The organism is Curtobacterium sp. Csp2 (genome assembly GCF_013347165.1).
In genome coordinates this window covers 2,347,745-2,372,521 of sequence record NZ_CP054593.1, presented here as the reverse complement: position 1 = coordinate 2,372,521, position 24,777 = coordinate 2,347,745, and the positions used below count along the sequence as shown (strand labels likewise).

The following is a 24,777-nucleotide window of genomic DNA, read 5'->3' as shown; positions in this document are numbered from 1 at the left end:
CTTCCCATTGGGCGCGAAGCGCCGGCAATCGCGTAGCAGTCGGCCAATCTGTCGGATTGTCTACAGGCGGGAGGCGCGGTGCCAGCTGTCACCGTGCCTCCAGTCCGCTGGTCGCGTCTACCGAGCGCTGGTCGCGTCCGTCGGCTGCACCACCTCGGTCAGCCACGCGAGGATGCGCGCGTCGAACCAGTCCGCGTCGTGGTTCCAGAGCTTGGTGTGCCGCGCCGTGGTCTGCACCTCGAGCCGCACGATGTCGGGCCGTGCGCGTGCCAGGTCGTGCGACGCCGAGGACGGCACGAACCCGTCGTCGTCGCTGTGGAGGATGAGGATCGGCACCGTGAGTTCGTCGGCCCGCGCGACCATGTCGAGCTCCCGCAGGTCAACGGGGTGGTCGAGCCCGGCGACGTGGTGCAGGACGGGGGTGCGGAGGAGCCGCTGCGCGACCTTCCGGACCGGCCGCGGCAGCTTCAGGACCCGGCTCTGCGACTTGAGCACCGCGTGCCAGTCGACGACGGGCGACTCGAGCACGATGCCGTCGACGAGCCCGGCGAACCGGGACCGGACGAGGGTCTGCAGCACGACGGCCCCGCCCATCGACCATCCCATGAGCACGACGCTCCTGGCCTGCTGCGCGGTGAGCCAGCGGAGCACGGCGTCGACGTCCTCCCACTCGGTGCTGCCGAGACCGTAGCGACCGTCGGTGCTCCGCGGCGCGACGCCGTCGTTCCGCCACGAGGCGAGGACCACCGAGTACCCGGCGGCGCGGAAGACCGGGACGGCGCGGATGGTCTCGGCGCGGGTCACGCCCCGGCCGTGCACGAGGACCGCCCACGGTGCGTCGGGGTCGTCGGCGCGGACCACCCACGCGGGCGCCGGGCCGTTCGGCGTGGGGATGTCCACGTCCTCGACCGGGACGTCGAGCTCCCCGGGCGTCAGGTAGAACCAGCCACCCCACCGGCCGCGGCGGGCGGAGCGGGGGTCGCCGGCGTCGATCGCGATGATGCGCCGGGTGACGGTGGTGTCGGTGGTGCCGAGGACCTCGCCGACGCGCATGTGCCCGGTGCCGCCGCCGAACCACAGGCTGTACCGGCCCTGCAGCTCGGTGTCCGCGGTGCGCTCGAGCGTGACGGTCATGGCGCCGGGGTCGACGGCGTGGATCGGGACGCGTTCGGTGCGCTTGCGGTCGGGCGTGACGACGGCACGGGCCACGGCGGCGACGAAGCCACCGACCACCGCGGTGGCCAGGGCGGTCGCCGCGATGCCGGCTCCCAGCGCCACGAGCCCGGCCGACCGAGCGGTCTCCTGGACGACGTCCTCGGCGGGTCGCGCGGATCGGGACATGGCCGGGAGCCTAGTCTGCATGCGTGTCCGAATCCCGTGAGCCCGAGGCCTTCGAGCGACTCCGCGCGTTCGTGGCGTCGGGCCGGACCCGCACCGAGACCACGGTCACCGAGATCCCCTCGCCCTCGCGGATCGCGCCGCACTCGATCGCCCTCGCGGCGGACGTCTCGGGCGCCGTGCACGGCATCGACTCGGACCTCGGCACGGGGCGGTTCATCGCCCTGCACGACCCCGACGAGCCGGACGGCTGGGGCGGTGCGTTCCGCATCGTCACGTTCGCCCAGGCCCCGCTCGAGCCGGAGATCGGCGTCGACGAGTTCGTGGCCGACGTGACGTGGAGCTGGCTCGTCGACGCGCTCGCGGCCCACGGCGCGACGTACGACCGGGCCTCCGGGACGGCCACCAAGATCATCTCGCGCGGGTACGGCGACCTCGCGGCGCAGGGCGACGGCGCACAGCTCGAGCTCCGTGCCTCGTGGACGCCCCGTGACGAGGACCTGACCGCGCACGTCGAGGCGTGGGAGGAGATCGTCGCGATGCTCGCGGGACTCCCCCCGGCATCGGACGGCGTGACCCTGCTGGCTCCGAGGAGGACCACGAAGTGACCGACCCCGCCAGCGAAGCCGACCACACCGCACCCGGCGGCTCGGCCGCTCCGGCAGCACCGGGCGGCCCGGCCGCCCCGGCAGCATCGGCCGCCCCAGCCGACCACGCGTTCGAGGACTCGCACGCCGCCGTGCGCGTGATCGAGGACCGCGACGAGTACCTGCGCGCGGTCGCCGCCATCGCCGCCGGCCACGGCCCCGTCGCCGTCGACGCCGAGCGCGCGAGCGGCTACCGGTACTCCCAGCGGGCGTACCTCATCCAGGTCTTCCGCCGCGGCGCCGGCGCGTTCCTGTTCGACCCGATCGCGATCGGCGACTTCACCGAGCTGCAGGACGCCATCGTCGACGAGGAGTGGCTCTTCCACGCGGCGTCGCAGGACCTGCCGTGCCTGCAGGAGGTCGGCCTCGTCCCGACCCGCATCTTCGACACCGAGCTTGGGGCCCGCATCGCCGGCTTCCCGCGCGTCGGCCTCGGCGCGGTGGTTGAGCAGCTGCTCGGCATCACGCTCGCCAAGGCCCACTCGGCGGCGGACTGGTCGACCCGCCCGCTGCCGCAGTCCTGGCTCGTGTACGCGGCGCTCGACGTCGAGCTGCTGCCCGACCTCCGTGACGCCCTGGCCGCAGCGCTCGACGCCGCCGGCAAGTCCCGCATCGCGGAGGAGGAGTTCGCCGCCGTCCTGACCCGCGCGCCGAAGCCGCCCCGTGCCGAGCCGTGGCGCCGGCTGTCCGGCATGCACGCGCTGCGCGGTGCCCGAGCGCTGGCGATCGCCCGCGCCCTGTGGACCGCCCGCGACGAGTACGCCCGTGCGGCCGACGTCGCCCCCGGTCGGACCATCCCGGACGCCGCGATCGTCGCCGCGGCGGCCGCCGCACCGGCCACGAAGGCCGAACTCGGTGCGCTCAAGGCCTTCACGGGTCGGGCCAGCCGGTCGGAGCTCGACCGCTGGTGGGCCGCCGTCGACGAGGGCCGCACGACCGAGGACCTGCCGAAGCTCCGCGGCTCGGGCGAGGCCACGCTGCCCCCGCCCCGGGCGTGGGCCGACCGCAACCCCGAGGCCGACCGCCGTTACAAGGCCGCTCGCGCCGCGGTCGTCGCGCGCGCCGAGGAGCTCGACCTGCCCGTCGAGAACCTCCTCACGCCGGAGACGCTCCGCCTGGTGTCGTGGGAGCCGCCGACGCCGATCGCGACCGAGACCGTCGGTGCCGTGCTCGCGTCCCACGACGCCCGCCCGTGGCAGGTCGAGGAGACGGCGTCGCGCATCGCACACGCCTTTGTCGCTGCTGGACAGGCCCCTGCTGCCGAGAGCAACACCGGCTCGTAGGAACACCCCAACGGGCATGCGCCCGTCCAGGCTCCGGGCATAGCGTCGGAGCAGTCGCCGGGCACAGCCCGGCCGGTCGGGGCGGAACGTGCCCCGACTCGATCGAAGAGGATCTGGAGGCCCGAGTGCCCAAGGCATCAGACGTCGTGTTCGTGGACGGAGTCCGCACCCCGTTCGGACGAGCCGGTGAGAAGGGGGTGTTCTGGAAGACCCGCGCGGACGACCTCGCGGTCCACGCGATGCGCGGGCTGCTCGACCGGAACAGCCAGCTCGACGGTGCGGCGGTCGACGACGTCGCCGTCGCGGCCACCACCCAGCAGGGCGACCAGGGCCTGACGCTCGGCCGCACCGTGGGCATGCTCGCGGGTCTGCCGAAGTCGGTCCCCGGCTACGCGATCGACCGCATGTGCGCCGGCGCCATGACGAGCGTCACGACGCTCGCCGGCGCGATCGCCTTCGGCGCCGCCGACGTCGCGATCGCCGGCGGGGTCGAGCACATGGGCCGCCACCCGATGGGCTTCGGAGCCGACGTGAACCCCCGGTTCGTCGCCGAGCGCATGGTCGCGAGCGACGCGCTCGTCATGGGCAGCACCGCGGAGCGCCTGCACGACCGGTTCCCCGCCATCACGAAGGACCGCACGGACGCCTTCGCCGTCCAGTCGCAGCAGCGCTACGCCGCCGCCTGGGGCGCGGGCAAGCTCCAGCCCGACGTCGTCCCGGTCGAGGTCAACACCGGCGAGGGCTGGGACGTCGTCACGGCGGACGAGCCGCCCCGCCCGGGCACCACCCTGGAGGCACTGGCTGCGTTGCGCACGCCGTTCCGGCCCCACGGACGGATCACCGCCGGCAACGCGGCGGGCCTGAACGACGGCGCGACGATGAGCCTGCTCGCGTCGGAGGACGGTGCGAAGCAGCACGGCCTGCCGACGAAGATGCGCATGGTCTCCTTCGCGTTCGCGGGCGTCGACCCGGAGGTCATGGGCATCGGCCCGGTCCCCGCGACCGACAAGGCCCTCCGCAAGGCGGGACTCACCATCGACGACATCGGCCTGTTCGAGATCAACGAGGCGTTCGCGGTCCAGGTGCTCGCCTTCCTCGACAACTACGGCATCGCGCAGGACTCCCCGAACGTCAACGCCTGGGGCGGCGCGATCGCCGTCGGCCATCCGCTGGCGTCGAGCGGGGTCCGCCTGATGAACCAGCTCGCGGCACAGTTCGCCGAGCGCCCGGACGTCCGGTACGGCATCACCACGATGTGCATCGGGCTCGGCCAGGGCGGCACCGTCATCTGGGAGAACCCGAACTTCAGCAAGAGCGCGGCACGGAAGGCGGCCTGAGCATGACCACCACCCCGATCGACCAGCTGACCGAACTCAGCGCGGACGAGGTCGTCACCCACTCGTACGTCAAGCACGTGGCGATGCCCTCCGGCGGCACACTCGCGCTCATCACGCTCGACAACGGCAAGGACCACAAGCGCCCCTCGACCCTCGGACCGCGGACCATGCGCGAGCTGTCCGACGTGCTCGACACCCTGCGTGACGCAGCCGCGAAGGGCGAGGTCCAGGCCGTCGCGATCACCGGCAAGGAGTACTGCTTCGCGGCCGGCGCCGACCTGTCGCAGGCCGCGGCGCTGCCCTCCCGCGAGGTCGCGCACGAGCTCGGCGTGCTCGGGCACGCAACGCTCCGCATGTTCAGCGAGCTGGGCGTCCCGTCGTTCGCGTTCGTGAACGGCATCGCCCTCGGCGGCGGCCTCGAGGTCGCCCTGCACTGCACGTACCGGGTGTTCTCGTCCGCAGCGCAGGGCATCGGCCTGCCCGAGGTGTTCCTCGGGATCATCCCCGGCTGGGGCGGCGCGACGCTGCTCCCCCGCCTGATCGGGCCCGAGAAGGCACTCCGCGTCATCGTCGAGAACCCGCTCAAGAACAACCGCCTGATGGACGGCCCGGCCGCGGTCGAGATCGGCATCGGCGACGCGCTCATCCCGTCGGTCACCTTCCTGCCGTCCGCGGTCGCGTGGGCCGACGGCGTCGTCTCCGGCCGCACCAAGGTCGTCCGGAAGAACGAGCCCGGCATGCTCGAGAAGGCCGCGTGGGGCACCGTCGTCAAGGTCGCACGGGGCCAGGTCGCATCCAAGATCGGCACGGTGCCGAAGTCGCCGTTCCGCGCGCTCGACCTCGTGGCGGCCGCGAAGAGCGGGAGCCTGGACGAGCGCTTCGCGGGCGAGGACGACGCCCTCGCCGACCTGCTCGCCGGTGACCAGTTCGCCGCGTCGATGTACGCGTTCGACCTCGTCCAGAAGCGGGCGAAGCGTCCCGTCGGAGCCCCGACGGACGTCGAGGCGAAGAAGATAACGAAGGTCGGCGTCCTCGGCGCCGGACTCATGGCGTCGCAGTTCGCGCTCCTGTTCGCGCGCCGCCTCGGCGTTCCCGTGGTGATCACGGACGTCGACCAGGCGCGTGTGGACGCCGGTGTCGAGCGCATCCGGTCCTCGGTCGACGAGCTCCTCGCCAAGAAGCGCGTCTCCCCCGACGACGCGAACCGCATCAAGGCGCTCGTCTCGGGCTCGGTGTCCTACGACGCGTTCGCGGACGCCGACTGGGTGATCGAGGCCGTCTTCGAGGAGATGTCGGTCAAGCAGGACGTGTTCCGGAAGATCGAGCAGGTCATCGCACCCGACGCGATCCTCGCCACGAACACGTCGTCGCTGTCGGTGTCCGAGATGGGCTCGGTGCTGTCCGACCCGTCGCGGCTCGTCGGCTTCCACTTCTTCAACCCCGTCGCCGTGATGCCGCTCCTCGAGGTCGTCCGCACCGAGCAGACCTCGGACGAGACGCTCGCGACGGCCCTGGCGGTCGCGAAGACCCTCAAGAAGACCGCGATCATCACCGCCGACCAGCCCGGCTTCGTCGTGAACCGGGTGCTCGCCCGGGTCCTCGGCGAGGCCATGCGCGGCGTCGAGGAGGGCACGCCCTTCGCGACCGTCGCCGAGGGTGCGGCACCGCTCGGTCTGCCGATGTCGCCGTTCGAGCTGCTCGAGCTCGTCGGGCTGCCGGTCGGCGCGCACGTGCTCGACTCGCACCACGCCGCGTGGCCGGAGCGGTTCTACCCAGGCGACGGGCTGAAGCGCATCGCGGAGCACGGCGCGATCCTGACCCGTGACAAGAAGGGCGCCGTCACCGGGTACGACCCCGCTGCCGTGAAGCTCGTCGCGCCCGCGAAGAAGGACGCCCAGCCGGTCGACGCCGCGACCATGCAGCAGCGGTTCGAGGACGCACTGGCCGACGAGGTGCACCGCATGCTGCAGGACGGGGTGGTCGAGCACGTCGAGGAGATCGACCTCGGCCTGATCCTCGGTGCGGGCTACCCGTTCCAGGCCGGCGGCATCAGCCCGTACCTCGACCGGTCCGGAGCGTCCGAGCGCGTCTTCGGCGGCACGTTCCACGACCCGGCGATCGTCGGGCCCGCCTCGCGCTAGCCGGACCCACCGGTCGATCGAACCACGGAACCGTCATCGAACCAGGCACTCGTCCTGGTTCGATGTCGGTTCCGTGGTTCAACGGCGCGACGAACGAGCGCGGGCCCGCCACCGCACCGCGCGAACCACGCGCTCAGCGCTCCGCGGACTCCCGCGTGCGCGCCGGCTTCGCCTGGGGCAGCTTCGTACCGACGACCTGGTCGATGACGTCCCGCGCGATCGCCTGCGCGGTCAGCCCGACGTCGGCCAGGATCTGCGACCGCGACGCGTGGTCGATGAACGCGTCCGGTAGCCCGAGCTCGTTCACGCCGGTGTCGACCCCGGCCGCCCGCAGGTCCTGTCGCAGCCGTGTCCCGACGCCCCCGACCCGGACGCCGTCCTCGATCGTGATGACCAGCCGGTGCTCGCGGGCCAGGTCGACCAGCGATGCGGGGATCGGCACGACCCACCGCGGGTCGACGACCGTCGCACCGATGCCCTGCGCCTCGAGCAGGGCCGCGGCGTCGAGCGCCACCGGCACCATCGAGCCGACCGCCACGAACAGCACGTCCGGCTCCTGCCCGTCGGTCGGGTCCCGGAGGACGTCGACCCCGTCGGACAGACGACGGAGCGCCGGCAGGTCCGGTCCGACGGAGCCCTTCGACCAGCGCAGCACGGTGGGGGCGTCGTCGACGGCGACGGCCTCGCGGAACTCCTCGCGCAGCGTGACCGCATCGCGCGGTGCGGCGATCCGGATTCCCGGCACGACCTGCAGGAGCGCGAGGTCCCACATGCCGTGGTGCGAGGGACCGTCCGGACCGGTGATGCCCGCGCGATCGAGGACGAACGTCACCCCGGCGCGGTGCAGTGCCACGTCCATGAGCACCTGGTCGAACGCCCGGTTGAGGAACGTCGCGTAGAGCGCGACCACGGGGTGGAGCCCGCCGAACGCGAGCCCGGCGGCGGTGGTCACGGCGTGCTGCTCCGCGATGCCGACGTCGATCACCCGCTCGGGGTGCTGCTCCTGGAACAGGTGGAGTCCGGTGGGGCGCAGCATGGCGGCGGTGATCGCGACGATCCGCTCGTCCGCGGCGCCGACCGACGCCAGTTCGGACGCGAAGACCGACGTCCACGAGGGCCCCGACGACACGTCGAGCGACTCCCCCGTCTCCGGGTCGATGTGCCCGACCGCGTGGAACTGGTCCGCCTGGTCGCGGAGCGCCGGCTCGAAGCCGTACCCCTTCTCGGTGATGGCGTGCACGATCGTCGGCGCTCCGTAGGCCTTGGCCTGCCGGAGCGCCGCCTCCATCGCGCGCTGGTCGTGCCCGTTCACCGGACCGATGTACTTGATGTCGAGGTTCGAGTAGAGCGCCTCGTTGTTCGTGAACCGCGACAGGAAGCCGTGCAGGCCGCCGCGCACCCCGCGGTAGAAGGCCCGACCGGGTGCACCGAAGCGCGACGCGACCGCCTGCGACTTCTCGAACAGCGCACGGTACTCACGGCGCGTGCGCACCGAGCTGAGGAACCGCGCCATCCCGCCGATCGTCGGCGCGTAGGACCGGCCGTTGTCGTTCACGACGATCACCATGCGGCGGTCGTTCGCGTCCGAGATGTTGTTGAGGGCCTCCCACGTCATGCCGCCCGTGAGCGCGCCGTCCCCGACGACGGCGACCACCGTGCGGTCGTCCTGGCCGGTCTGCTGGAAGGCCCGCGAGATGCCGTCCGCCCACGACAGGGACGACGACGCGTGCGACGACTCGACGATGTCGTGCTCGGACTCGCTGCGCTGCGGGTACCCGGCGAGGCCGCCGCGCTCCCGGAGGCGCGAGAAGTCCTGTCGACCCGTGACGAGCTTGTGCACGTACGACTGGTGCCCGGTGTCGAACACGAACGGGTCGTGCGGCGAGTCGAACACGCGGTGCATCGCCAGCGTGAGCTCCACCACCCCGAGGTTCGGCCCCAGGTGCCCGCCGGTCTTCGCGACCTCGGCGACGAGGAAGCGACGGATCTCGGCGGCGAGCTCCGTCATCTGCGCGTCGGACAGACGCTTGAGGTCGCGCGGCGACGAGATGCTGCTGAGCAGGCTCACGAGCGCTCCTTTCGTGGGGCAGGTCACCACACTATCCGCGGGACCGGACGACGGACTGGAGGCCCGTGGCGGTGTCGCCACGGGCCTCCAGTCCGTCAGGTGGTCGCGTCAGCGACCGGTGCGCGCGTCGCGCGCCGTGCTCACACGAGCGAGCGGAGCACGTACTGCAGGATGCCGCCGTTGCGGTAGTAGTCGGCCTCACCGGGGGTGTCGATGCGGACGACCGCGTCGAACTCCACGGGCTCCTTGCCGGCGGGCGAGTGCTCGCTCGGCGTCGCGGTGACGTGCACCGTCTTGGGCGTCCGACCCTCGTTGAGCTCGGTCAGCCCGGAGATCGAGACGACCTCGGTGCCGTCGAGGCCCAGGGACTCGGCGGACTCGCCGGCCGGGAACTGCAGCGGGACGACGCCCATGCCGATCAGGTTCGAGCGGTGGATCCGCTCGAAGCTCTCGGTCATGACCGCCTTGACGCCGAGCAGGTTCGTGCCCTTGGCCGCCCAGTCGCGCGACGAGCCCGAGCCGTACTCCTTGCCACCGAAGATGACGAGCGGGATGCCCTGCTCTTGGTAGTGCTGCGAGGCGTCGTAGATGAACGACTGCTCGCCGTCGGCCGTCGTGAAGTCACGGGTGTACCCGCCTTCGACGCCCGCGCCGTCGTTCGCGTCCGCCAGCAGCTGGTTGCGCAGTCGGATGTTCGCGAACGTGCCGCGGATCATCACCTCGTGGTTGCCGCGACGCGAGCCGTAGGAGTTGAAGTCCTTGCGGTCGACACCGTGCTCGGCGAGGTACTTGCCCGCCGGGCTGTCCGCCTTGATCGACCCAGCAGGCGAGATGTGGTCCGTCGTGACCGAGTCACCGAGCTTCGCGAGCACGCGGGCGCCCGAGATGTCCGAGACCGCGTCGGGCTGCATCGTCATGCCCTCGAAGTACGGGGGCTTCCGGACGTAGGTGGACTCGGTGTCCCACTCGAAGGTGTCGCCCGTCGGGGTCGGCAGGTTCTTCCAGCGGTCGTCGCCCTCGAACACGGAGCCGTACTCGTGGGTGAACATCTCCGTGTCGATCGACGTGTCGATGACCTGCTGGACCTCGCCCGCGTCGGGCCAGATGTCCTTGAGGAACACGTCGTTGCCGTCCTGGTCCTGACCCAGGGCGTCGGTGTCGAAGTCGAAGTGCATCGAGCCGGCCAGCGCGTAGGCGATGACGAGCGGCGGCGACGCGAGGTAGTTCATCTTCACGTCGGGGTTGATGCGACCCTCGAAGTTGCGGTTGCCCGAGAGCACCGCGGTGACGGCGAGGTCGTTGTCCTGCACGGCCTGCGAGATCTCCTCGGGCAGCGGGCCCGAGTTGCCGATGCAGGTGGTGCAGCCGTAGCCGACCGTGTAGAAGCCGAGGTCCTCGAGGTAGCTGGTCAGCCCGGCCTTCTCGTAGTAGTCGGTGACGACCTTCGAGCCCGGCGCGAGGGTGGTCTTCACCCACGGCTTGGCCTTGAGGCCCTTCTTCGCGGCGTTCCGCGCGAGGATGCCGGCGGCCATCATGACCGACGGGTTCGACGTGTTCGTGCAGGACGTGATCGCGGCGATCGCGACGGCGCCGTGGTCGATCGTGAACGCGTCGCCGTCGCCCACGGTGACCGAGGTCGGCTTCGAGACCGTCCCGGGTGCGCTCGAGGCGTGCACCGGGACCTCGGACGGCTGCGCGTCCTGCAGGTCGTCGACGGCGTGCTCGTCACCAGGGGCCGCGGCGACCGGGTCGGACGCCGGGAAGGTGTCGGCGACGGCCTTGTCCGCCTCGGAGTGGTCGATGCTCGCGTAGTTCGCGAGGTCGACCTCGAACTGGTCCTTGGCCTTCGAGAGCTCGATGCGGTCCTGCGGGCGCTTCGGGCCGGAGATCGACGGGACGACCGTCGACAGGTCGAGCTCCATGTACTCGGAGTACACGGGCTCCACCGACGGGTCGTGCCACAGGCCCTGGGCCTTGGCGTACGCCTCGACGAGGGCGATCTGGTCCTCCGACCGGCCCGTCAGGCGCAGGTAGTCGAGCGTGACGGCGTCGACCGGGAAGATCGCGGCGGTCGAGCCGAACTCGGGGCTCATGTTGCCGATGGTGGCGCGGTTCGCGAGCGGGACCTCGGAGACGCCCTCGCCGTAGAACTCGACGAACTTGCCGACCACGCCGTGCTTGCGGAGCTCCTGCGTGATGGTGAGCACCACGTCGGTCGCGGTGACGCCGGCCGGGATCGAGCCGGACAGCTTGAAGCCGACGACCTTGGGGATGAGCATCGAGACGGGCTGGCCGAGCATCGCCGCCTCGGCCTCGATGCCGCCGACGCCCCAGCCGAGCACGCCGAGGCCGTTCACCATCGTGGTGTGCGAGTCGGTGCCGACGAGCGTGTCCGGGTACGCGTAGAGCTCGCCGTCGAACTCGCGCGTGTACGTGACCTTGGCCAGGTACTCGATGTTGACCTGGTGGACGATGCCGGTCCCCGGCGGGACGACCTTGAAGTCCTCGAACGCGGTCTGGCCCCAGCGGAGGAACTGGTAGCGCTCCCCGTTCCGCTCGTACTCCAGGTCGGTGTTGCGCTGCAGCGCGTCCTCGCGGCCGAACAGGTCGGCGACGACGGAGTGGTCGATGACCATCTCGGCCGGCGACAGCGGGTTGATCTTGTTCGGGTCGCCGCCGATCTGAGCCATCGCCTCGCGCATGGTGGCGAGGTCGACGATGCACGGCACACCCGTGAAGTCCTGCATGACCACACGGGCCGGCGAGAACTGGATCTCGGTGTCCGGCTCGGCGTCGGGCCGCCACGAACCGAGGGCGCGGATCTGCTCCTCGGTCACGTTCGCACCGTCCTCGGTGCGGAGCAGGTTCTCGAGCAGCACCTTCAGGCTGTACGGGAGCTTCTCGTGCCCCGGCACCTTGTCGATCCGGTGGATCGCGTAGTCGACACCCCCAACCGACAGTGTGTCCTTCGAGCCGAAGCTGTTGACTGCAGCCACTGTGCCGCCTCCCTACTGATCGGTGTGCCCCCATCTTCGCGGGCCGCGGAACGTCCCACCAGCAAGGCAAACCTAAACCCGGCGGCGCTGCTGCGCCCCCGGCAAACTGTCTCGATGTCGAGACAACTCTACACCGCGGCGGGGTCGTCCCGTCGCGTGAACACCGTGCGGACGAGCAGCCACGTGACCCAGAGCACGGCGGCGTAGAGCGGCACGCCGAGGATCAGCTTGAGGCCCGCGAGCAGTTCGACCTGCGCCGTCAGGTACAGCGGCACCTCGACCGCCAGGCGCACCGCGAACAGCCCGACCCAGATCCACGTGGCGACCGTGAGCACCCGGCGCTTCGCGGGGTCGGCGCGCCAGTCGACGTGCGAGCCGTCCTCGTTCGCGGGCAACAGGAAGCCGACGACGACGCCGATGAGCGGCCAGCGCACGGCCAGCGTGACGAGGAGTCCGACCAGCCAGACGGCGTTGATGACGATGCCGGGGATGAAGTTCGTCTCGGCGCGGCCGGTCAGCAGTGCCAACCCGGCCGACACCGCGACGCCGAGGATGCCCGCGAAGGACATCGTCACCGACTGCCGCTGCACCAGCCGGAGCACCACGAAGACCAGCCCGACGACCACCGGGATCACGACGCTCGGGACGAGCTCCTTCGTGATCGTGTAGACCACCAGGAACGCGAGCCCGGGCAGGATCGACTCGGCGAGGCCGCGGACGCCGCCGACGGCACCGAGCAGGTCGCGGCCGGACGGTGTCTCGCCCGGGGCGACCCGGGCGATCCCGGCGTTCTGCACCGCCGCGCGGAACTGCTCGGAGAAGCTCGGCTGGTCCGGAGCGACACCCGGCCCGTCGCCGGACGACGCCGTACCGGACGGATCGGTGCCGGGCGCCCCCGTCTGCGGTCGGTTGGTCTCGTCGCGGTCCGGCACCGTGCCTCCTGGCCGTGTCTCGAGTCTGGGCGTGCCGGTCAGACGGCCGACTGCGTCGACTTCGGCATGTGCAGCGGGATGAGGTCGCGCGGCGGCATCGGCGTGGTGCCGCGCACCACGACGACGCTGCGGAACAGCTCCTCGATCTCGGCGGCGTCCTCTGGACGCTCGGCGGCCTTGCCGGCGATCACGCCGCGCAGGAACCACCGCGGGCCGTCGACGCCGACGAAGCGGGCCGGGCGCGCGCCGTCGGTGCCGCCCGAGCCGTCCGTGACCACCGGCACGAGGGCGCGGAGCTCGGGGCCGAACGGGCCGTCCACTTCATGCACCGTGCCGCCCTGACGCTCGATCTGCTCGGCGATCTGCGCGCGGATCTCGTGCCAGAGCCCGGTGGACCGCGGCGCGGCGAACGGCTGGACCTGCAGCGTCGACTCGTCGTAGTCGAGCCCGACGGCGACGACACGCTGCGAGCCCTCCTCGACCTCGAGCCGCAGGTGCAGCCCCTCGCGCGGCAGGACCTTCACGCCACCGAGGTCGACGTACGGACGGACCAGGTTCGCCTCGGTCTCGTCGTGCGGCCCGTTGGCGGCACGGTCGTCCGGGGCGGACTTGTCGGTGGGCGCGACCGCGTCCACCTCGTCGAGGTCCGCGTCGGCGTCGGCTGCGAGCTCGACCTCCGGCGTCGTCCCCGCGACCTCTGCGTCCTCGGCGACGGCCTCCGCCACCTCGACCTCGTCACGCTTGCGTCGGCCGAACTTCATGCGCCCGTCCCTTCCTGGATGTCGACGGCGGCGTCGCGCGCGACACCGCTCCGGTCACCGTAGCCCGAGGAGCCGAACCCGCCCTCACCGCGGCGGCTCTCGGGGAGCTCGTCCACCTGTGTGAAGACCACCCGGGGCACCGGCATGACGATCAGCTGGGCGATGCGGTCGCCCGCGTGCACCTCGTAGGGCTCGGCCTGGTCGGTGTTGAGGAGTGCGACCTTGATCTCCCCGCGGTAGCCCGCGTCGACGGTGCCCGGCGCGTTCACGATCGTGATGCCGTGCTTCGCCGCGAGCCCACTCCGGGGCACCACGAACGCCGCGTACCCCTCGGGCAGTGCGATCCGCAGCCCGGTGCCCACGAGGCGTCGCTCGCCGGGACGGAGCACGAACGCCTCGGTCGAGACGAGGTCGGCACCGGCGTCGCCGGGGTGGGCGTACCCGGGAGCGTGCTCCCCGGTCCAGAGGACGTCGACTGGTTCGGTCACGTGACGAGGGTAGTGCAGACCGTGACCGTTCCGTGACCTGCCCCGGTTCGTGGTCGAATGGTCCCGTGACCCTGTACCGCGAACGTCTCTGGGCGCCGCCCGCCCTCTACCTGGCGACGGCGCTCGTCATCCCCGCGAGCCTCCTCGTCTTCCTGCCGATCAGCGTCCTCGCCGGCGTGCTGGTCGCGATCGGCATGTACGTCGGGATCGTCGTGCTGCTCTGGGCGCTCGCCCCGACCGTCGAGGTCACCGAGACCGAGTTCCGTGCGGGCAAGGCGCACCTGCCGCGGACCCTCGTCGGCGAGGTCGCCGGCTTCGAGGGCGCCGAGGCCACCACCCAGCGCGGACCGAAGCTCGACGCCCGCGCGTGGACGCTCTTCCGCGGGTACGTGCGCGGGGTCGTGCGCGTCGAGGTCGCGGACCCGGCGGACCCCACCCCGTACTGGCTGGTCAGCGTGCGGAACCCGTCGGCGGTCGTCGCGGCGTTGCGCTCGTAGGCGGTCACCGCCGACCCGGCCTGGAGGCACGGAGCGCGTCCGCCCGCCGGTCACGTCCGCCTGCGCTCGCGTGGTCGACCATGCGGACTGCCCGGACGTGCGGAACGGCCCGCCTCCCCGAGGGGAGGCGGGCCGTTCCGCGTCGCTCGACGCGGTGTGCTGCTCAGAGCGCGGCGCACTCCGCGCAGACCGGGCCGAGCTTCGACTCGTGGTCGAGCTGCGAGCGGTGCTTCACGAGGAAGCACTCGACACAGGTGAACTCGTCGACCTGCGGCGGCAGCACGACGACGTCGAGGTCGACGTCGCTGAGGTCCTGTCCGGCGAGCTCGAAGCTGCCGGGGTTGTCCGAATCATCGTCGACGACCCCCGACATCTTGTCGGGAACGCGCTCCTTCAGGGCTTCGATCGACTCCGAGTCGGAGGAGTCGTCGGTCTTCCTGGGGGCGTCGTAATCGGTGGCCATGCCCATCCATTTCTCGTATCGAGAGGTCGTCGCCGGTGATCGGCGGCGACAGTTTGCACCACGACCCGGCAGAGCGCAAACCGAACGCGGTGCGGGATCGTCAGGCCGTGCAACCCGGCGCCGGACCCGGACATTCCCGCGTGCCACGGACGGACCCGCCACCCGTCCCGTGCATCCCGCGGCGCGCCCGTGCGCCTCCCCGCGATCGACCCCGGCCGGCTGCATACTCCTCGGGTACGCGCACGACCGTACGAACGCTCGGGAGGCGGAACATGCAAGACGTGAGAGTCATCGGAGTCGAGTCCGGGGCACTCCTGCTCGCGACCGACGGCGGCACCGAGTTCCGGTTGCCGGTCACCTCGTCGCTGCCGGGGCAGGTCCGTCAGGCGAACCCCGAGGCCGGTCCGCAGAAGCGCGTGTCCCCGAAGGACGTGCAGGCCCGGATCCGCGGCGGCGCCGATGCGGCCGACGTCGCGTCGGCGCTCGACGTCGACGTCGAGTACGTCCGCCGCTTCGAGGGTCCCGTGCTCGCCGAGCGCGCCTTCGTCCTCGACGCCGCCCGCCGCGTCCCGGTCACCCCCGTCGACACCGACGCGCCGGACACCTTCGGCGAGGCGATCACCGCCAAGCTCGAGTCCGGCGAAGCGACCGCGGTCCACTGGGCGTCGTGGAAGCACGTCGAGCAGGGCTGGGTCGTCCGCGTCCGCTACACCGCCGCCGAGGTCGAGCACGACGCGCAGTGGCTCTTCGACCCGAAGACCTCGACGCTCACGCCGGACAACGGCGACGCGCACCGTCTGTCGCACACCGAGGACGAGGGCATCGCGCCGCGCCTCCGTGCCGTCGAGAACGACCACCAGGACACCGACGGCACCCGCTTCGACTCCGGCGCGTTCCGCGTCGAGCAGCCCGACGAGGACCTCACGAACCCCGAGGTCCAGGAGCGTCCGCTACGGGCGCCGCTCCCCCGCATCGGTGTCGCGGTGGCCGAGGAGCGCTCCCCCGGGAACGAGACCGCCGACCTGCTCGAGGCCCTGCGTCGCCGCCGGGGCGAGCGCGAGGCCGCGACGTTCGGGGAACAGCGCGACGAGCCGCGCGGCACCTCGATCAGCGTCGTCGACATCCCGCTCGCCGGCTTCGACGCGACGCCCGCGTCCGCACCGGAGCGCGAGGACGCCCGTCCCGCGTCGGCCCCCGAGGCCGAGAGCCGTCCCGAGCGCAAGAAGCGCAGCCGCCGCTCGATGCCGAGCTGGGACGAGATCGTCTTCGGCACCCGCCCGGAGGACCCGGCCTGATCGGACCGTCCTGCGCCGTCAGGCGCGGAACGCACCACCGAGCCGGAGCGGGACGAAGGTCTCCTCGTCCGTCATCGCGCCGTGCTGCCCGATCATGCGCTTCGGCGTCTCCCGCGGGCCGACCTCGCGGTCGTCGTTGAACGCCCACGACCCGCGCGCGACGACGACCACGTCCCCGATGCGCGGGAGCACCCGGTCGTCGGTCGTCCCGAACCACCCGGCCGCGACGGCCTCGGTCCGGCTCGCCACGTACGCCTTCTTGCCGTAGCGGGACCGCCAGGCCTCGACGAGCGCGGGCACGTCGGTCCCCGGTGCGACGGTCAGCTGGCGGCAGCGCGGGTCCCCGGCCACGCCCACGACGTCGCGCAGGAGCTCCGGGTCCATCGGGATGTTCGCCTCCGGTGGCACGTCGAGCACCCCGTGGTCGGCGGTCACGAGCAGCCCGACGTCCGGCGCACCGCGGGACTCGAGCCGGGCGAGCTCCCCGTCGAGCAGCTCGAGCGCGGCCGTCCACCGGTCGGACTCCCACCCGTGCTTGTGGCCGATCGAGTCGAGCTCGGGGACGTAGAGGTACACGAGCGACCGCCCGGTCGCGGTCTCGGCCAGGGCCGCATCGACGCGCTGCGGGATGGTGTCGGCGGCGACGTACCGGGCACCACCGAGGACGTTCGCGGTCATCCCCGAGGTCCGGTACCGCGTCGGACCGACCACCACGGGGTCGACGCCGAGCGCCGGGGCCTCCCTGAACACCGTGCTCGCGAGGAACCAGTCCGCGGGGACGACGTCGTCCCACCCGCTCAGCAGGTTCATCACCTGCCCGGTGTCGGGGTTCCACCCGCTGTAGCCGACGACCCCGTGCACGCCCGGCGGTCGTCCGGTCGTCAGGGTGCTCAGCGCCGCGGCCGTGGTCGTCGGGAACCCGCTCCGCAACCGCTTCTTCGTCCCGGCGAGCCACCGGGCGTGCCCGGCGCGCGCGGCCAGCGCGCCCGCGCCCAGTCCGTCGACCAGCACCACGACCGCGGAACGGGCGGGACGGAGGGCGATCCGTGCCTCCCGTCCGGTGGTGCGCAACCACGTGTCGTCCGCAGCGCCGAGCGCGACGAGGCAACTCGGCAGCACGTCGGCGAGGTTCGCGGTGGCGTCGGGGGCGCTCGGTACGCTTGGGGGCACCCCACGATCCTCCCAGAAAGGTCCCATGGCACGCACGGAAGCAGTCGGCCTGCCCGACGGTGAGCGCATCGAGGACGTCGACGTCTCCGAGGAGATGCAGGGTTCGTTCCTCGAGTACGCGTACTCCGTCATCTACTCGCGGGCCCTGCCGGACGCGCGCGACGGACTGAAGCCGGTCCAGCGCCGCATCCTGTACCAGATGGCCGAGATGGGCCTGCGTCCGGACCGCGGCCACGTCAAGAGCGCCCGTGTGACGGGCGAGGTCATGGGGAAGCTCCACCCGCACGGCGACGGCGCGATCTACGACGCGCTCGTCCGTCTGGCGCAGCCGTTCACGATGCGCGTGCCGCTCGTCGACGGCCACGGCAACTTCGGCTCGCTCGACGACGGCCCGGCCGCGGCGCGGTACACCGAGGCTCGGCTCGCCGAACCCTCGATGGCGATGACCGAGGGCCTGAACGAGGACGTCGTCGACTTCGTCCCGAACTACGACAACCAGATCATGCAGCCGGCCGTGCTCCCCGCGGCCTTCCCGAACCTGCTCGTCAACGGTGCCGCGGGCATCGCGGTCGGCATGGCGACGAACATGGCGCCGCACAACCTGGGCGAGGTCGTCGAGGCGGCCAAGCACCTGCTGCTCCACCCGGACGCCACGCTCGACGAGCTGATGGAGTTCGTGCCGGGGCCCGACCTGCCCTCCGGCGGCACGATCGTCGGGCTCTCCGGCGTGCGGGACGCCTACGCCACCGGCCGCGGATCGTTCCGCACCCGGGCGAAGGTCAGCGTCGAGAACCTCACGCCGCGGAAGGCCGGGCTCGTCGTCACGGAGCTGCCGTACCTGGTCGGCCCCGAGCGCGTGATCGAGAAGATCAAGGACGGCGTCCAGGCGAAGAAACTCGTCGGCATCTCCGACGTCAACGACCTGACCGACCGGAACCACGGGCTGCGGCTCGTCATCGGCATCAAGTCCGGCTTCAACCCGACGGCCGTGCTCGAGCAGCTCTACAAGCACACCCCGCTCGAGGACGGCTTCGGCATCAACAACGTCGCGCTCGTCGACGGGTCGCCGCGCACCCTGGGCCTCCGCGAGCTGCTCGACGTCTACGTGCGGCACCGCATCGCCGTGGTCACGCGGCGCTCGGAGTACCGACTGGCCCGCCGGCGCGAGCGACTGCACCTCGTCGAGGGCCTGCTCATCGCGATCCTCGACATCGACGAGGTCATCGAGGTCATCCGCTCCTCCGACGACTCCGAGGCCGCACGGACGCGGCTGCAGGACGTCTTCGACCTGTCCGAGGTGCAGGCCGAGTACATCCTCGAGCTCCGGCTCCGTCGTCTGACGAAGTTCTCGCGCCTCGAGCTCGAGGGCGAGCGCGACCAGCTGCTCGCCGACATCGCCGCGCTCGAGGAACTCCTCGCGTCCGACGACCGGCTCCGCGCCCAGGTCGCAGTCGAGCTCACCGAGGTGTCCGACCGGTTCGCCACCCCCCGCCGCACGCTCCTCACCGAGGCCGACGCTCCCGTCCGCGGCGGACGCAAGGCCGCGGTGGACCCGGAGTCGCTGCAGATCGCGGACGCGCCGTGCCGGGTGCTGCTCTCGACGACCGGTCGACTCGTCCGGGTGGACATCCCGGAGACCGACCTCGGGATCGTGCGGGTGCCGAAGCGCTCGAAGCACGACGCCGTCCGCTCCACCGTGGTGTCGACGGTCCGCGGACAGGTCGGGGCGCTCACCTCGACCGGCCGCGTGCTGCGGTTCTCGCCCGTCGACGTGCCCGCCGTGCCGCCCGCCTCGGTGCGGCTCGACGCCGGGGTCCGTGTCGCCGAGTACCTCGGCATCGCCCGCACCGAGACCGTCCTCGCCCTCGTCGACCTGTCCCCGGGTGCGTCCGACTCGCTCGCGATCGGCACCGCGCAGGGCATCGTCAAGCGCGTGGCCACCGGAGCGTGGCCGGACAAGGACGAGTTCGTCGCGATCGGGCTCAAGCCGAAGGACGCCGTGGTCGGTGCGGCGCAGGCGCCCGAGTCGGACGACCTCGTGTTCATCACGTCGAACGCGCAGCTGCTGCGCTTCCCGGCCGCCGGGGTCCGCCCCCAGGGGCTGCCGGCCGGCGGTGTCGCCGGGGTGTCCCTCGCCGACGGTGCGACGGTGATCTGGTTCGGCTCCGTCCCGCGCTCCGACGACGCCGTGGTCGCGACCGTGTCCACCGCGTCGGGCGCGCTGCCCGGCACCGACGCCGGTCGCGCGAAGGTGTCCGCGTTCTCGGAGTTCCCGGCGAAGGGCCGTGCCACCCAGGGTGTCCGAGCGCACGCGTTCCTGAAGGGCGAGGACGGGCTGACCGTGGCGTGGGCGGGCATCGCGCCGCCGCACGCCGTGGGGTCGGACGGTGCCGCGCGGACACTGCCGGACTGGCTGTCGAAGCGGGACGGGTCGGGCGCGCCGCTCGAGGCCGTCATCGCGACGATCGGCGGGAGCGCCGCGGCGCTCGACGGGACCGCGGGCGAGGCGTAGGCGGGCGCGGCGCGCGCTGCGCCGCCGGGCTGCGCCGCACTGCCGCACTGCCGCGCTGCCGCGCCGCCGCGCTGCCGCGCCGCCGCGCTGCCGCGCTGAGTTCACGCGCTGAGCGACACCTCACGGCCTTCGCGCCGCGTGAGATGTCGCTCAGCGCGTGAAGTCGCAGAGGCGCGCCAGCGCCCCCGCGCGCGCTCCGCGCGCTCCGCGCCGGCGCGCGCTACGCGTCGATACGGTCGCGGTCCAGGCCCTCACCCGCGAGGATGAACTCCTTGCGCGGGGCCACGTCGTTGCCCATCAGCAGCTCGAAGACCTTCGCGGCGCCCTCGGCATCGGTGACGTTCACGCGACGCAGCGTCCGGTGCGTGCGGTCCATCGTCGTCTCGGCGAGCTGGTCCGCGTCCATCTCCCCCAGGCCCTTGTACCGCTGGATCGGCTCCTGGTACTTCTTGCCCTGCTTCGCGAGCTTCTTCAGCACGGCCTGCAGCTCGGCCTCGGAGTACGTGTAGAGCGTGTCGTTCGGCTTGCCGCGGTTCACCACGACGACCCGGTGCAGCGGCGGCACGGCGGCGAACACCCGGCCCTGCTCGATCATCGGCCGCATGTAGCGGAAGAACAGCGTCAGCAGCAGCGTGCGGATGTGCGCGCCGTCGACGTCGGCGTCCGACATGATGATGACCTTGCCGTAGCGGGCCTGGTCGATCTCGAACGAGCGGCCGGACCCGGCGCCGATGACCTGGATGATCGAGGCGCACTCGGCGTTCGACAACATGTCCGACACGGACGCCTTCTGCACGTTGAGGATCTTGCCCCGGATCGGCAGCAGCGCCTGGTACTCGCTGTTCCGGGCGAGCTTGGCGGTGCCGAGCGCGGAGTCGCCCTCGACGATGAACAGCTCGGTGCCCTCGGCGTCCTGCTTGCGGCAGTCGGCGAGCTTCGTCGGCAGCGAGGAGTTCTCGAGCGCGTTCTTCCGGCGCTGGGTCTCCTTGTGCGCGCGGGCGGAGATGCGGGTCTTCATCTCGGCGACGACCTTCTCGAGCAGGGTCGCCGCCTGCGCCTTCTCGGTCCGCTGCGTCGAGGTGAGGATCTCGGTCAGGCGCTTCGCGACGACCTGGTCGACGATCTTCCGCACCGCCGGGGTGCCGAGGACCTCCTTCGTCTGGCCCTCGAACTGCGGTTCCGGCAGGCGGACGGTCAGCACGGCCGTCAGGCCCGCCAGCACGTCGTCCTTCTCGAGCTTGTCCTGACCGACCTTGAGCTTGCGCGCATTGGCCTCGACCTGGGTGCGCACGGCCTTCACGAGCCCGGACTCGAAGCCGGTCAGGTGCGTCCCGCCCTTCGGCGTCGCGATGATGTTCACGAAGCTGCGCTCGACGGTCTCGTAGCCGCTGCCCCACCGGAGCGCGATGTCTACCTCGCACGCGCGCTCGACCGAGGTGGACACCATGTGGCCCTTGTCGTCGAGCATCGGGACGGTCTCGGTGAAGGTCCCCGTGCCCTGGATGCGCCAGACGTCCGTCACGGCCGTGTCGACCGCGAGGTGCTCGACGAACTCACTGATGCCGCCCTCGTACCGGAAGCGCTCCACCACCGGACCGGCGGCGACGGTCGTGCCCGTCGCCTCGGCCCGCGCGACGGCGGCCTCGATCGACGCGGCGCGCTCGTCGGTGATCGTGATGCCGAGCCCGGGGACGAGGAACGCGGTCTGGCGTGCACGGCTCACCAGGTCGGGCGTGCTGAACTTCGCGTCGGGCGTGAAGATCTGTCGGTCCGCCCAGTACCGGATGCGCGAGCCGGTGACCCCACGCTTGACCTTGCCGACCACGCGGAGCTCGCTGCCCGAGGTGAACGGTGCGAACGGCGCGTCCGGGCCGTCGCCCGCGAAGGTGCCCGGCTCGCCACGGTGGAAGGACATGGCGTACGTCTTGCCGCCGCGGTCGACCTCGACGTCGAGTCGCTCGGACAGGGCGTTGACGACCGAGGCACCGACACCGTGCAGACCACCGGAAGCCGCGTACGACCCCGATCCGAACTTGCCGCCGGCGTGCAGCTTCGTGAACACGACCTCGACCCCGGTCAGACCGGTCTTCGGTTCGACGTCCACGGGGATGCCGCGCGCGGTGTCCCGGACCTCGACCGATCCGTCGGCGTGCAGCACGACGCCGATCTCGTCGCCGTGCCCGGCGAGGGCTTCGTCGACCGAGTTGTCGATGATCTCCCACAGGCAGTGCATGAGGCCGCGGGAGTCCGTCGACCCGATGTACATGCCCGGTCGCTTCCGGACCGCCTCGAGCCCCTCGAGGACGGAGAGATGGCGCGCGGAGTAGTCGGAGCTCACCTCCCGATCGTACCGACGGGCGCCGACACCCTCGGCTCGGGCGGGCGGCGCGCCTCGGACTGGGGACATCCGGTCCGCGGTGAGCGAAACCGCGTGCGCGCGGTGCACGACTCCCAGCCACCGCGTGTTCAAATAGGTGGACCAACCGGCACCACCTGCGATCCGTGAGGAGCACAGCAATGACCCAGACCGTGCACGACCTCTCCATCGACGAGACCACCAGCCACCAGCTCACCGCGGTGGACCGTTGCGACAGCTGCGGAGCGCAGGCCTACATCCGCGCCACCATGGCGAGCGGCGAGCTGTACTTCTGCGCGCACCACGGCGCAGAGTTCAAGGACAAGCTCGCGGCCACCGCGATCGAGTGGCACGACGAGAGCAGCCGGCTCTACGAGTCGAAGTAGCAGCCGACCACACAGCAGACGGGAGGCGCGGTGCCAGCTGGCACCGCGCCTCCCGTCCGTCGTCTGGTCGCCGCTCAGGCGATGCGCTTGAACGCCTTGTCGACGTAGCGGTCGATGGTCGCGCGCGCTTCGCGCGCGTACCGGTCGACCGTCTCGGTCCGCGCCGCGTCCGGCGTGTACTCCCGTCCGACGCGGGCAGTCGCGGCAGCGAGCACGGCGTCGGTCAGCTGAGGGTTGAGGGGCAAGATCGGCCCCTGGGTGTGCGTGCCGAACGACGTCCCGACGATCGCGCCCTCGACCGGCGATCCGGCCTGGTTGCCGCCGCCCGAGACGACGTCCGCGAAGGGCGTCACCCCCGCGGCGAGCTCGATGCGGGTCGCGTGGTCCTCGAACCCCGCGATGCGGGTCGCGGCCCCGCCGAGCAGCGGGTAGCGCGTCTCGAGCACGAAGTAGTTGACGCGCCGCTCCGCGCCGCGGACCGCGCGGGCGTCGAAGACGCCGAAGCCGGCCACCGAAGCGCCCTCGGTCGGGACCACCTCGTTCGTCGCGAGGTCGAAGCCACCGCCGACGGCGACGACCGGGACGCCGGACCCGGCGAGGTCACGGAGCGGGGCGCCGATGCGTGCGACGTCCGCGCCGAGCGACCGCATGGCGCTCAGCGGGCCGTTGCCGACCACGACGACGTCCGCCGCCGTGGGCAGGGCACCGCCCGGGGCGTACTCGACGACCTCGGTGTCCAGGCCGGCGGCCGCGGCTCGACGCACGAGCGCCGCGACGTTGCCTCGGTCACCCGAGACGCCCATCTGGCGCGGGTACACGTGCAGGATGGTCAACCGGTCGGCGGTCATGCCGTCTTCTCCATGTCGCCGTGGCCGAGGGCCTTGCGGGCGATCATCATGATCTCGTAGTTGACGATGAAGTTCTTCGTGCCGCTCGTCGTCGCACCGAGGCCCTGCATGAGCTTGATCGCGGCCTCGACGTCGGGCTCGACCCGGCCGATGCGGACCCCGGCGTGCTCGAGCGCGATCGCGATCTGCCACGCCTTGTCGCCGGACACGACGTCGACGTGGTCGAGGTTCGAGAAGTCGATGTCGTAGATCCAGGAGATGTCCGGCGTGCCCTCGTCGATCGCCATGAGCACCTGTTCCGGGTGCGCGGGCAGGGCGTCGAGGTTGAGCTGCAGGCTCGCGGCGTTCTTGAACATCGTGAACTCGGCGGACTCCCCGGCGATCGGCAGGCGTTCGCCACGGCCGTACGCGGGCTTCATCGTGCCGAACGCCTTCGTCACCGCGTCCGGGCGGAACTGCGCTCCGAGCGCGGCACTGGCCGTCGCGGTCGCTGCGGCCGCGTCGACCGCGTAGTGCAGGCCACGCGCGGGCAGGCGCACCGGGATGTCGGTGCCCTCGAAGCGGATCGTCGCACCGTCGCCGGTGTTCGCGACGACCTCGGACTCGGCCGGGTTCGGCTCGCCGTCGGTCCGGTCGAAGTCATCGGCGTTCTGCAGGCCGTTCGGAGCGGCGGCGACCACCTCGGTGCTCGCGCCGAAGCGCAGCACCCGCTGCCCGGTCCGCGCCGCGTAGGCGTCGAGGAACTGGTCGTCACGGTTGGTGACGACGTTCGCGGACGCCAGCGCCGCCGTGTCGAGCATCATCGTCGCGACGCGCTCGGTCTCGAAGAACCGGTAGAGCTGGTCGACCTGGACGTTGAGCATCGTCACCGTGGACGGCGACAGGATGCCGGCGAGCTCGACCGCGAACGCCTCGTCGACCTCGAGGATGCCGATGTCGGCCTTCAGCCGGCCGGCCAGCGACACCTCGGACAGGAGCGCGGAGGCGATGCCCTGCGGCAGGTTCGCGCCGGACGGGTTCGTGAACACGCGGAGCCCGTGCGCCCGGACGATGTCCGAGATCATGTGCGTCGTCGTGGACTTGCCGTTCGAGCCGAGCACGAAGACGATGCCGTTCGGGAACTGCTTCGTGACGTGCTGCAGGAAGTCCGGCACGAGCTTCAGGACGATGTAGCCCGGGTAGGCGGACCCGCCGCCCCGCGCACGGGCGAGGGCGCGGAGGATCCGCCCGACCAGGATCGGGATGAGGAAGCGCATCGG

General features: G+C 71.8%; 19 protein-coding genes. 8 read left to right on the top strand and 11 right to left on the bottom strand.

The features are described 5' to 3' along the window. Positions 1-117: 117 nt before the first annotated feature. A complete protein-coding gene (locus HUN59_RS11475) occupies positions 118-1,341 on the bottom strand; it encodes an alpha/beta hydrolase family protein (RefSeq protein ID WP_174778422.1) in 1,224 nt (407 codons plus the stop codon). A gap of 23 nt (positions 1,342-1,364) precedes the next feature. Here HUN59_RS11475 and HUN59_RS11470 point away from each other — a divergent pair, with 23 nt between their 5' ends. From HUN59_RS11470 to HUN59_RS11455, 4 genes are all read left to right on the top strand, one after another. Continuing rightward, a complete protein-coding gene (locus HUN59_RS11470; protein ID WP_144801333.1) occupies positions 1,365-1,946 on the top strand; it encodes a DUF3000 domain-containing protein in 582 nt (193 codons plus the stop codon). Positions 1,947-2,077: 131 nt separating this feature from the next. Further along, a complete protein-coding gene (locus HUN59_RS11465) occupies positions 2,078-3,268 on the top strand; it encodes an HRDC domain-containing protein (protein WP_231050761.1) in 1,191 nt (396 codons plus the stop codon). A gap of 125 nt (positions 3,269-3,393) precedes the next feature. Continuing rightward, positions 3,394-4,605, top strand: a complete 1,212-nt coding sequence (locus HUN59_RS11460; protein WP_174778420.1) for a thiolase family protein — start codon at positions 3,394-3,396, stop codon at positions 4,603-4,605. A 2-nt stretch (positions 4,606-4,607) separates the two neighbouring features. Continuing rightward, entirely contained in the window at positions 4,608-6,746 is a 2,139-nt protein-coding gene (locus HUN59_RS11455; RefSeq protein WP_174778419.1) for a 3-hydroxyacyl-CoA dehydrogenase NAD-binding domain-containing protein, read from the top strand. A gap of 133 nt (positions 6,747-6,879) precedes the next feature. Here the strand turns inward: HUN59_RS11455 and dxs are convergent, their stop codons facing one another. The 5 genes from dxs to dut form a co-directional block, all read right to left on the bottom strand. Then, positions 6,880-8,814, bottom strand: coding sequence for a 1-deoxy-D-xylulose-5-phosphate synthase (dxs, locus tag HUN59_RS11450; RefSeq protein ID WP_174778418.1), 1,935 nt, complete (start codon positions 8,812-8,814; stop codon positions 6,880-6,882). A 140-nt stretch (positions 8,815-8,954) separates the two neighbouring features. After that, positions 8,955-11,810, bottom strand: coding sequence for an aconitate hydratase (locus HUN59_RS11445; RefSeq protein WP_174778417.1), 2,856 nt, complete (start codon positions 11,808-11,810; stop codon positions 8,955-8,957). A gap of 128 nt (positions 11,811-11,938) precedes the next feature. After that, on the bottom strand, positions 11,939-12,742 hold the full coding sequence (locus HUN59_RS11440) for a DUF3159 domain-containing protein (protein WP_174778416.1): 804 nt from the start codon (positions 12,740-12,742) through the stop codon (positions 11,939-11,941). 38 nt (positions 12,743-12,780) lie between these two features. Continuing rightward, positions 12,781-13,503, bottom strand: a complete 723-nt coding sequence (locus HUN59_RS11435; protein ID WP_174778415.1) for a DUF3710 domain-containing protein — start codon at positions 13,501-13,503, stop codon at positions 12,781-12,783. After that, entirely contained in the window at positions 13,500-13,991 is a 492-nt protein-coding gene (gene dut, locus HUN59_RS11430; RefSeq protein ID WP_174778414.1) for a dUTP diphosphatase, read from the bottom strand. The genes HUN59_RS11435 and dut overlap by 4 nt, the downstream gene beginning before the upstream one ends. A gap of 65 nt (positions 13,992-14,056) precedes the next feature. Here dut and HUN59_RS11425 point away from each other — a divergent pair, with 65 nt between their 5' ends. Beyond that, positions 14,057-14,488 (top strand): DUF3093 domain-containing protein, encoded by a 432-nt coding sequence (locus HUN59_RS11425; RefSeq protein ID WP_058742503.1) that lies wholly within the window; start codon positions 14,057-14,059, stop codon positions 14,486-14,488. 163 nt (positions 14,489-14,651) lie between these two features. Here the strand turns inward: HUN59_RS11425 and HUN59_RS11420 are convergent, their stop codons facing one another. After that, entirely contained in the window at positions 14,652-14,951 is a 300-nt protein-coding gene (locus tag HUN59_RS11420; protein WP_031272446.1) for a DUF4193 domain-containing protein, read from the bottom strand. A 281-nt stretch (positions 14,952-15,232) separates the two neighbouring features. On the opposite strand from HUN59_RS11420, the gene sepH reads away from it, so the two are divergent. Further along, positions 15,233-16,246: a septation protein SepH gene (gene sepH / locus HUN59_RS11415; protein WP_174778413.1), complete on the top strand. Its 1,014-nt coding sequence runs from the start codon at positions 15,233-15,235 to the stop codon at positions 16,244-16,246. 18 nt (positions 16,247-16,264) lie between these two features. On the opposite strand, the gene HUN59_RS11410 is transcribed toward sepH, so the two are convergent. After that, entirely contained in the window at positions 16,265-17,416 is a 1,152-nt protein-coding gene (locus HUN59_RS11410) for an alkaline phosphatase family protein (RefSeq protein WP_217483542.1), read from the bottom strand. Between the two features lie 25 nt (positions 17,417-17,441). On the opposite strand from HUN59_RS11410, the gene HUN59_RS11405 reads away from it, so the two are divergent. Continuing rightward, positions 17,442-19,928 carry a DNA gyrase/topoisomerase IV subunit A gene (locus HUN59_RS11405; RefSeq protein ID WP_174778411.1) on the top strand — a complete coding sequence of 829 codons (2,487 nt, stop codon included), beginning with the start codon at positions 17,442-17,444 and terminating at the stop codon, positions 19,926-19,928. A 220-nt stretch (positions 19,929-20,148) separates the two neighbouring features. Here HUN59_RS11405 and HUN59_RS11400 read toward each other — a convergent pair whose 3' ends face one another. Then, positions 20,149-22,266, bottom strand: coding sequence for a DNA gyrase/topoisomerase IV subunit B (locus tag HUN59_RS11400; protein ID WP_174778410.1), 2,118 nt, complete (start codon positions 22,264-22,266; stop codon positions 20,149-20,151). A gap of 179 nt (positions 22,267-22,445) precedes the next feature. Between HUN59_RS11400 and HUN59_RS11395 the strand changes: the two genes are divergently transcribed. Then, entirely contained in the window at positions 22,446-22,670 is a 225-nt protein-coding gene (locus tag HUN59_RS11395; protein ID WP_058742508.1) for a DUF7455 domain-containing protein, read from the top strand. Between the two features lie 74 nt (positions 22,671-22,744). Here HUN59_RS11395 and HUN59_RS11390 read toward each other — a convergent pair whose 3' ends face one another. Then, the gene (locus HUN59_RS11390) at positions 22,745-23,518 is read right to left on the bottom strand and encodes a hypothetical protein (protein ID WP_174778409.1); all 774 of its coding nucleotides are present in this window, start codon (positions 23,516-23,518) and stop codon (positions 22,745-22,747) included. Then, entirely contained in the window at positions 23,515-24,774 is a 1,260-nt protein-coding gene (locus tag HUN59_RS11385; protein ID WP_174778408.1) for a MurT ligase domain-containing protein, read from the bottom strand. The genes HUN59_RS11390 and HUN59_RS11385 overlap by 4 nt, the downstream gene beginning before the upstream one ends. Positions 24,775-24,777 lie beyond the last annotated feature (3 nt).

Bases quoted from the DNA above. Each gene is read 5' to 3' on its own strand.
- HUN59_RS11475 (WP_174778422.1), bottom strand. From the start codon at position 1,341: ATGTCCCGATCCGCGCGACCCGCCGAGGACGTCGTCCAGGAGACCGCT.
- HUN59_RS11455 (WP_174778419.1), top strand. From the start codon at position 4,608: ATGACCACCACCCCGATCGACCAGCTGACCGAACTCAGCGCGGACGAG.
- HUN59_RS11435 (WP_174778415.1), bottom strand. From the start codon at position 13,503: ATGAAGTTCGGCCGACGCAAGCGTGACGAGGTCGAGGTGGCGGAGGCC.
- HUN59_RS11420 (WP_031272446.1), bottom strand. From the start codon at position 14,951: ATGGCCACCGATTACGACGCCCCCAGGAAGACCGACGACTCCTCCGAC.
- HUN59_RS11405 (WP_174778411.1), top strand. From the start codon at position 17,442: ATGGCACGCACGGAAGCAGTCGGCCTGCCCGACGGTGAGCGCATCGAG.
- HUN59_RS11395 (WP_058742508.1), top strand. From the start codon at position 22,446: ATGACCCAGACCGTGCACGACCTCTCCATCGACGAGACCACCAGCCAC.
- HUN59_RS11390 (WP_174778409.1), bottom strand. From the start codon at position 23,518: ATGACCGCCGACCGGTTGACCATCCTGCACGTGTACCCGCGCCAGATG.
- HUN59_RS11385 (WP_174778408.1), bottom strand. From the start codon at position 24,774: ATGCGCTTCCTCATCCCGATCCTGGTCGGGCGGATCCTCCGCGCCCTC.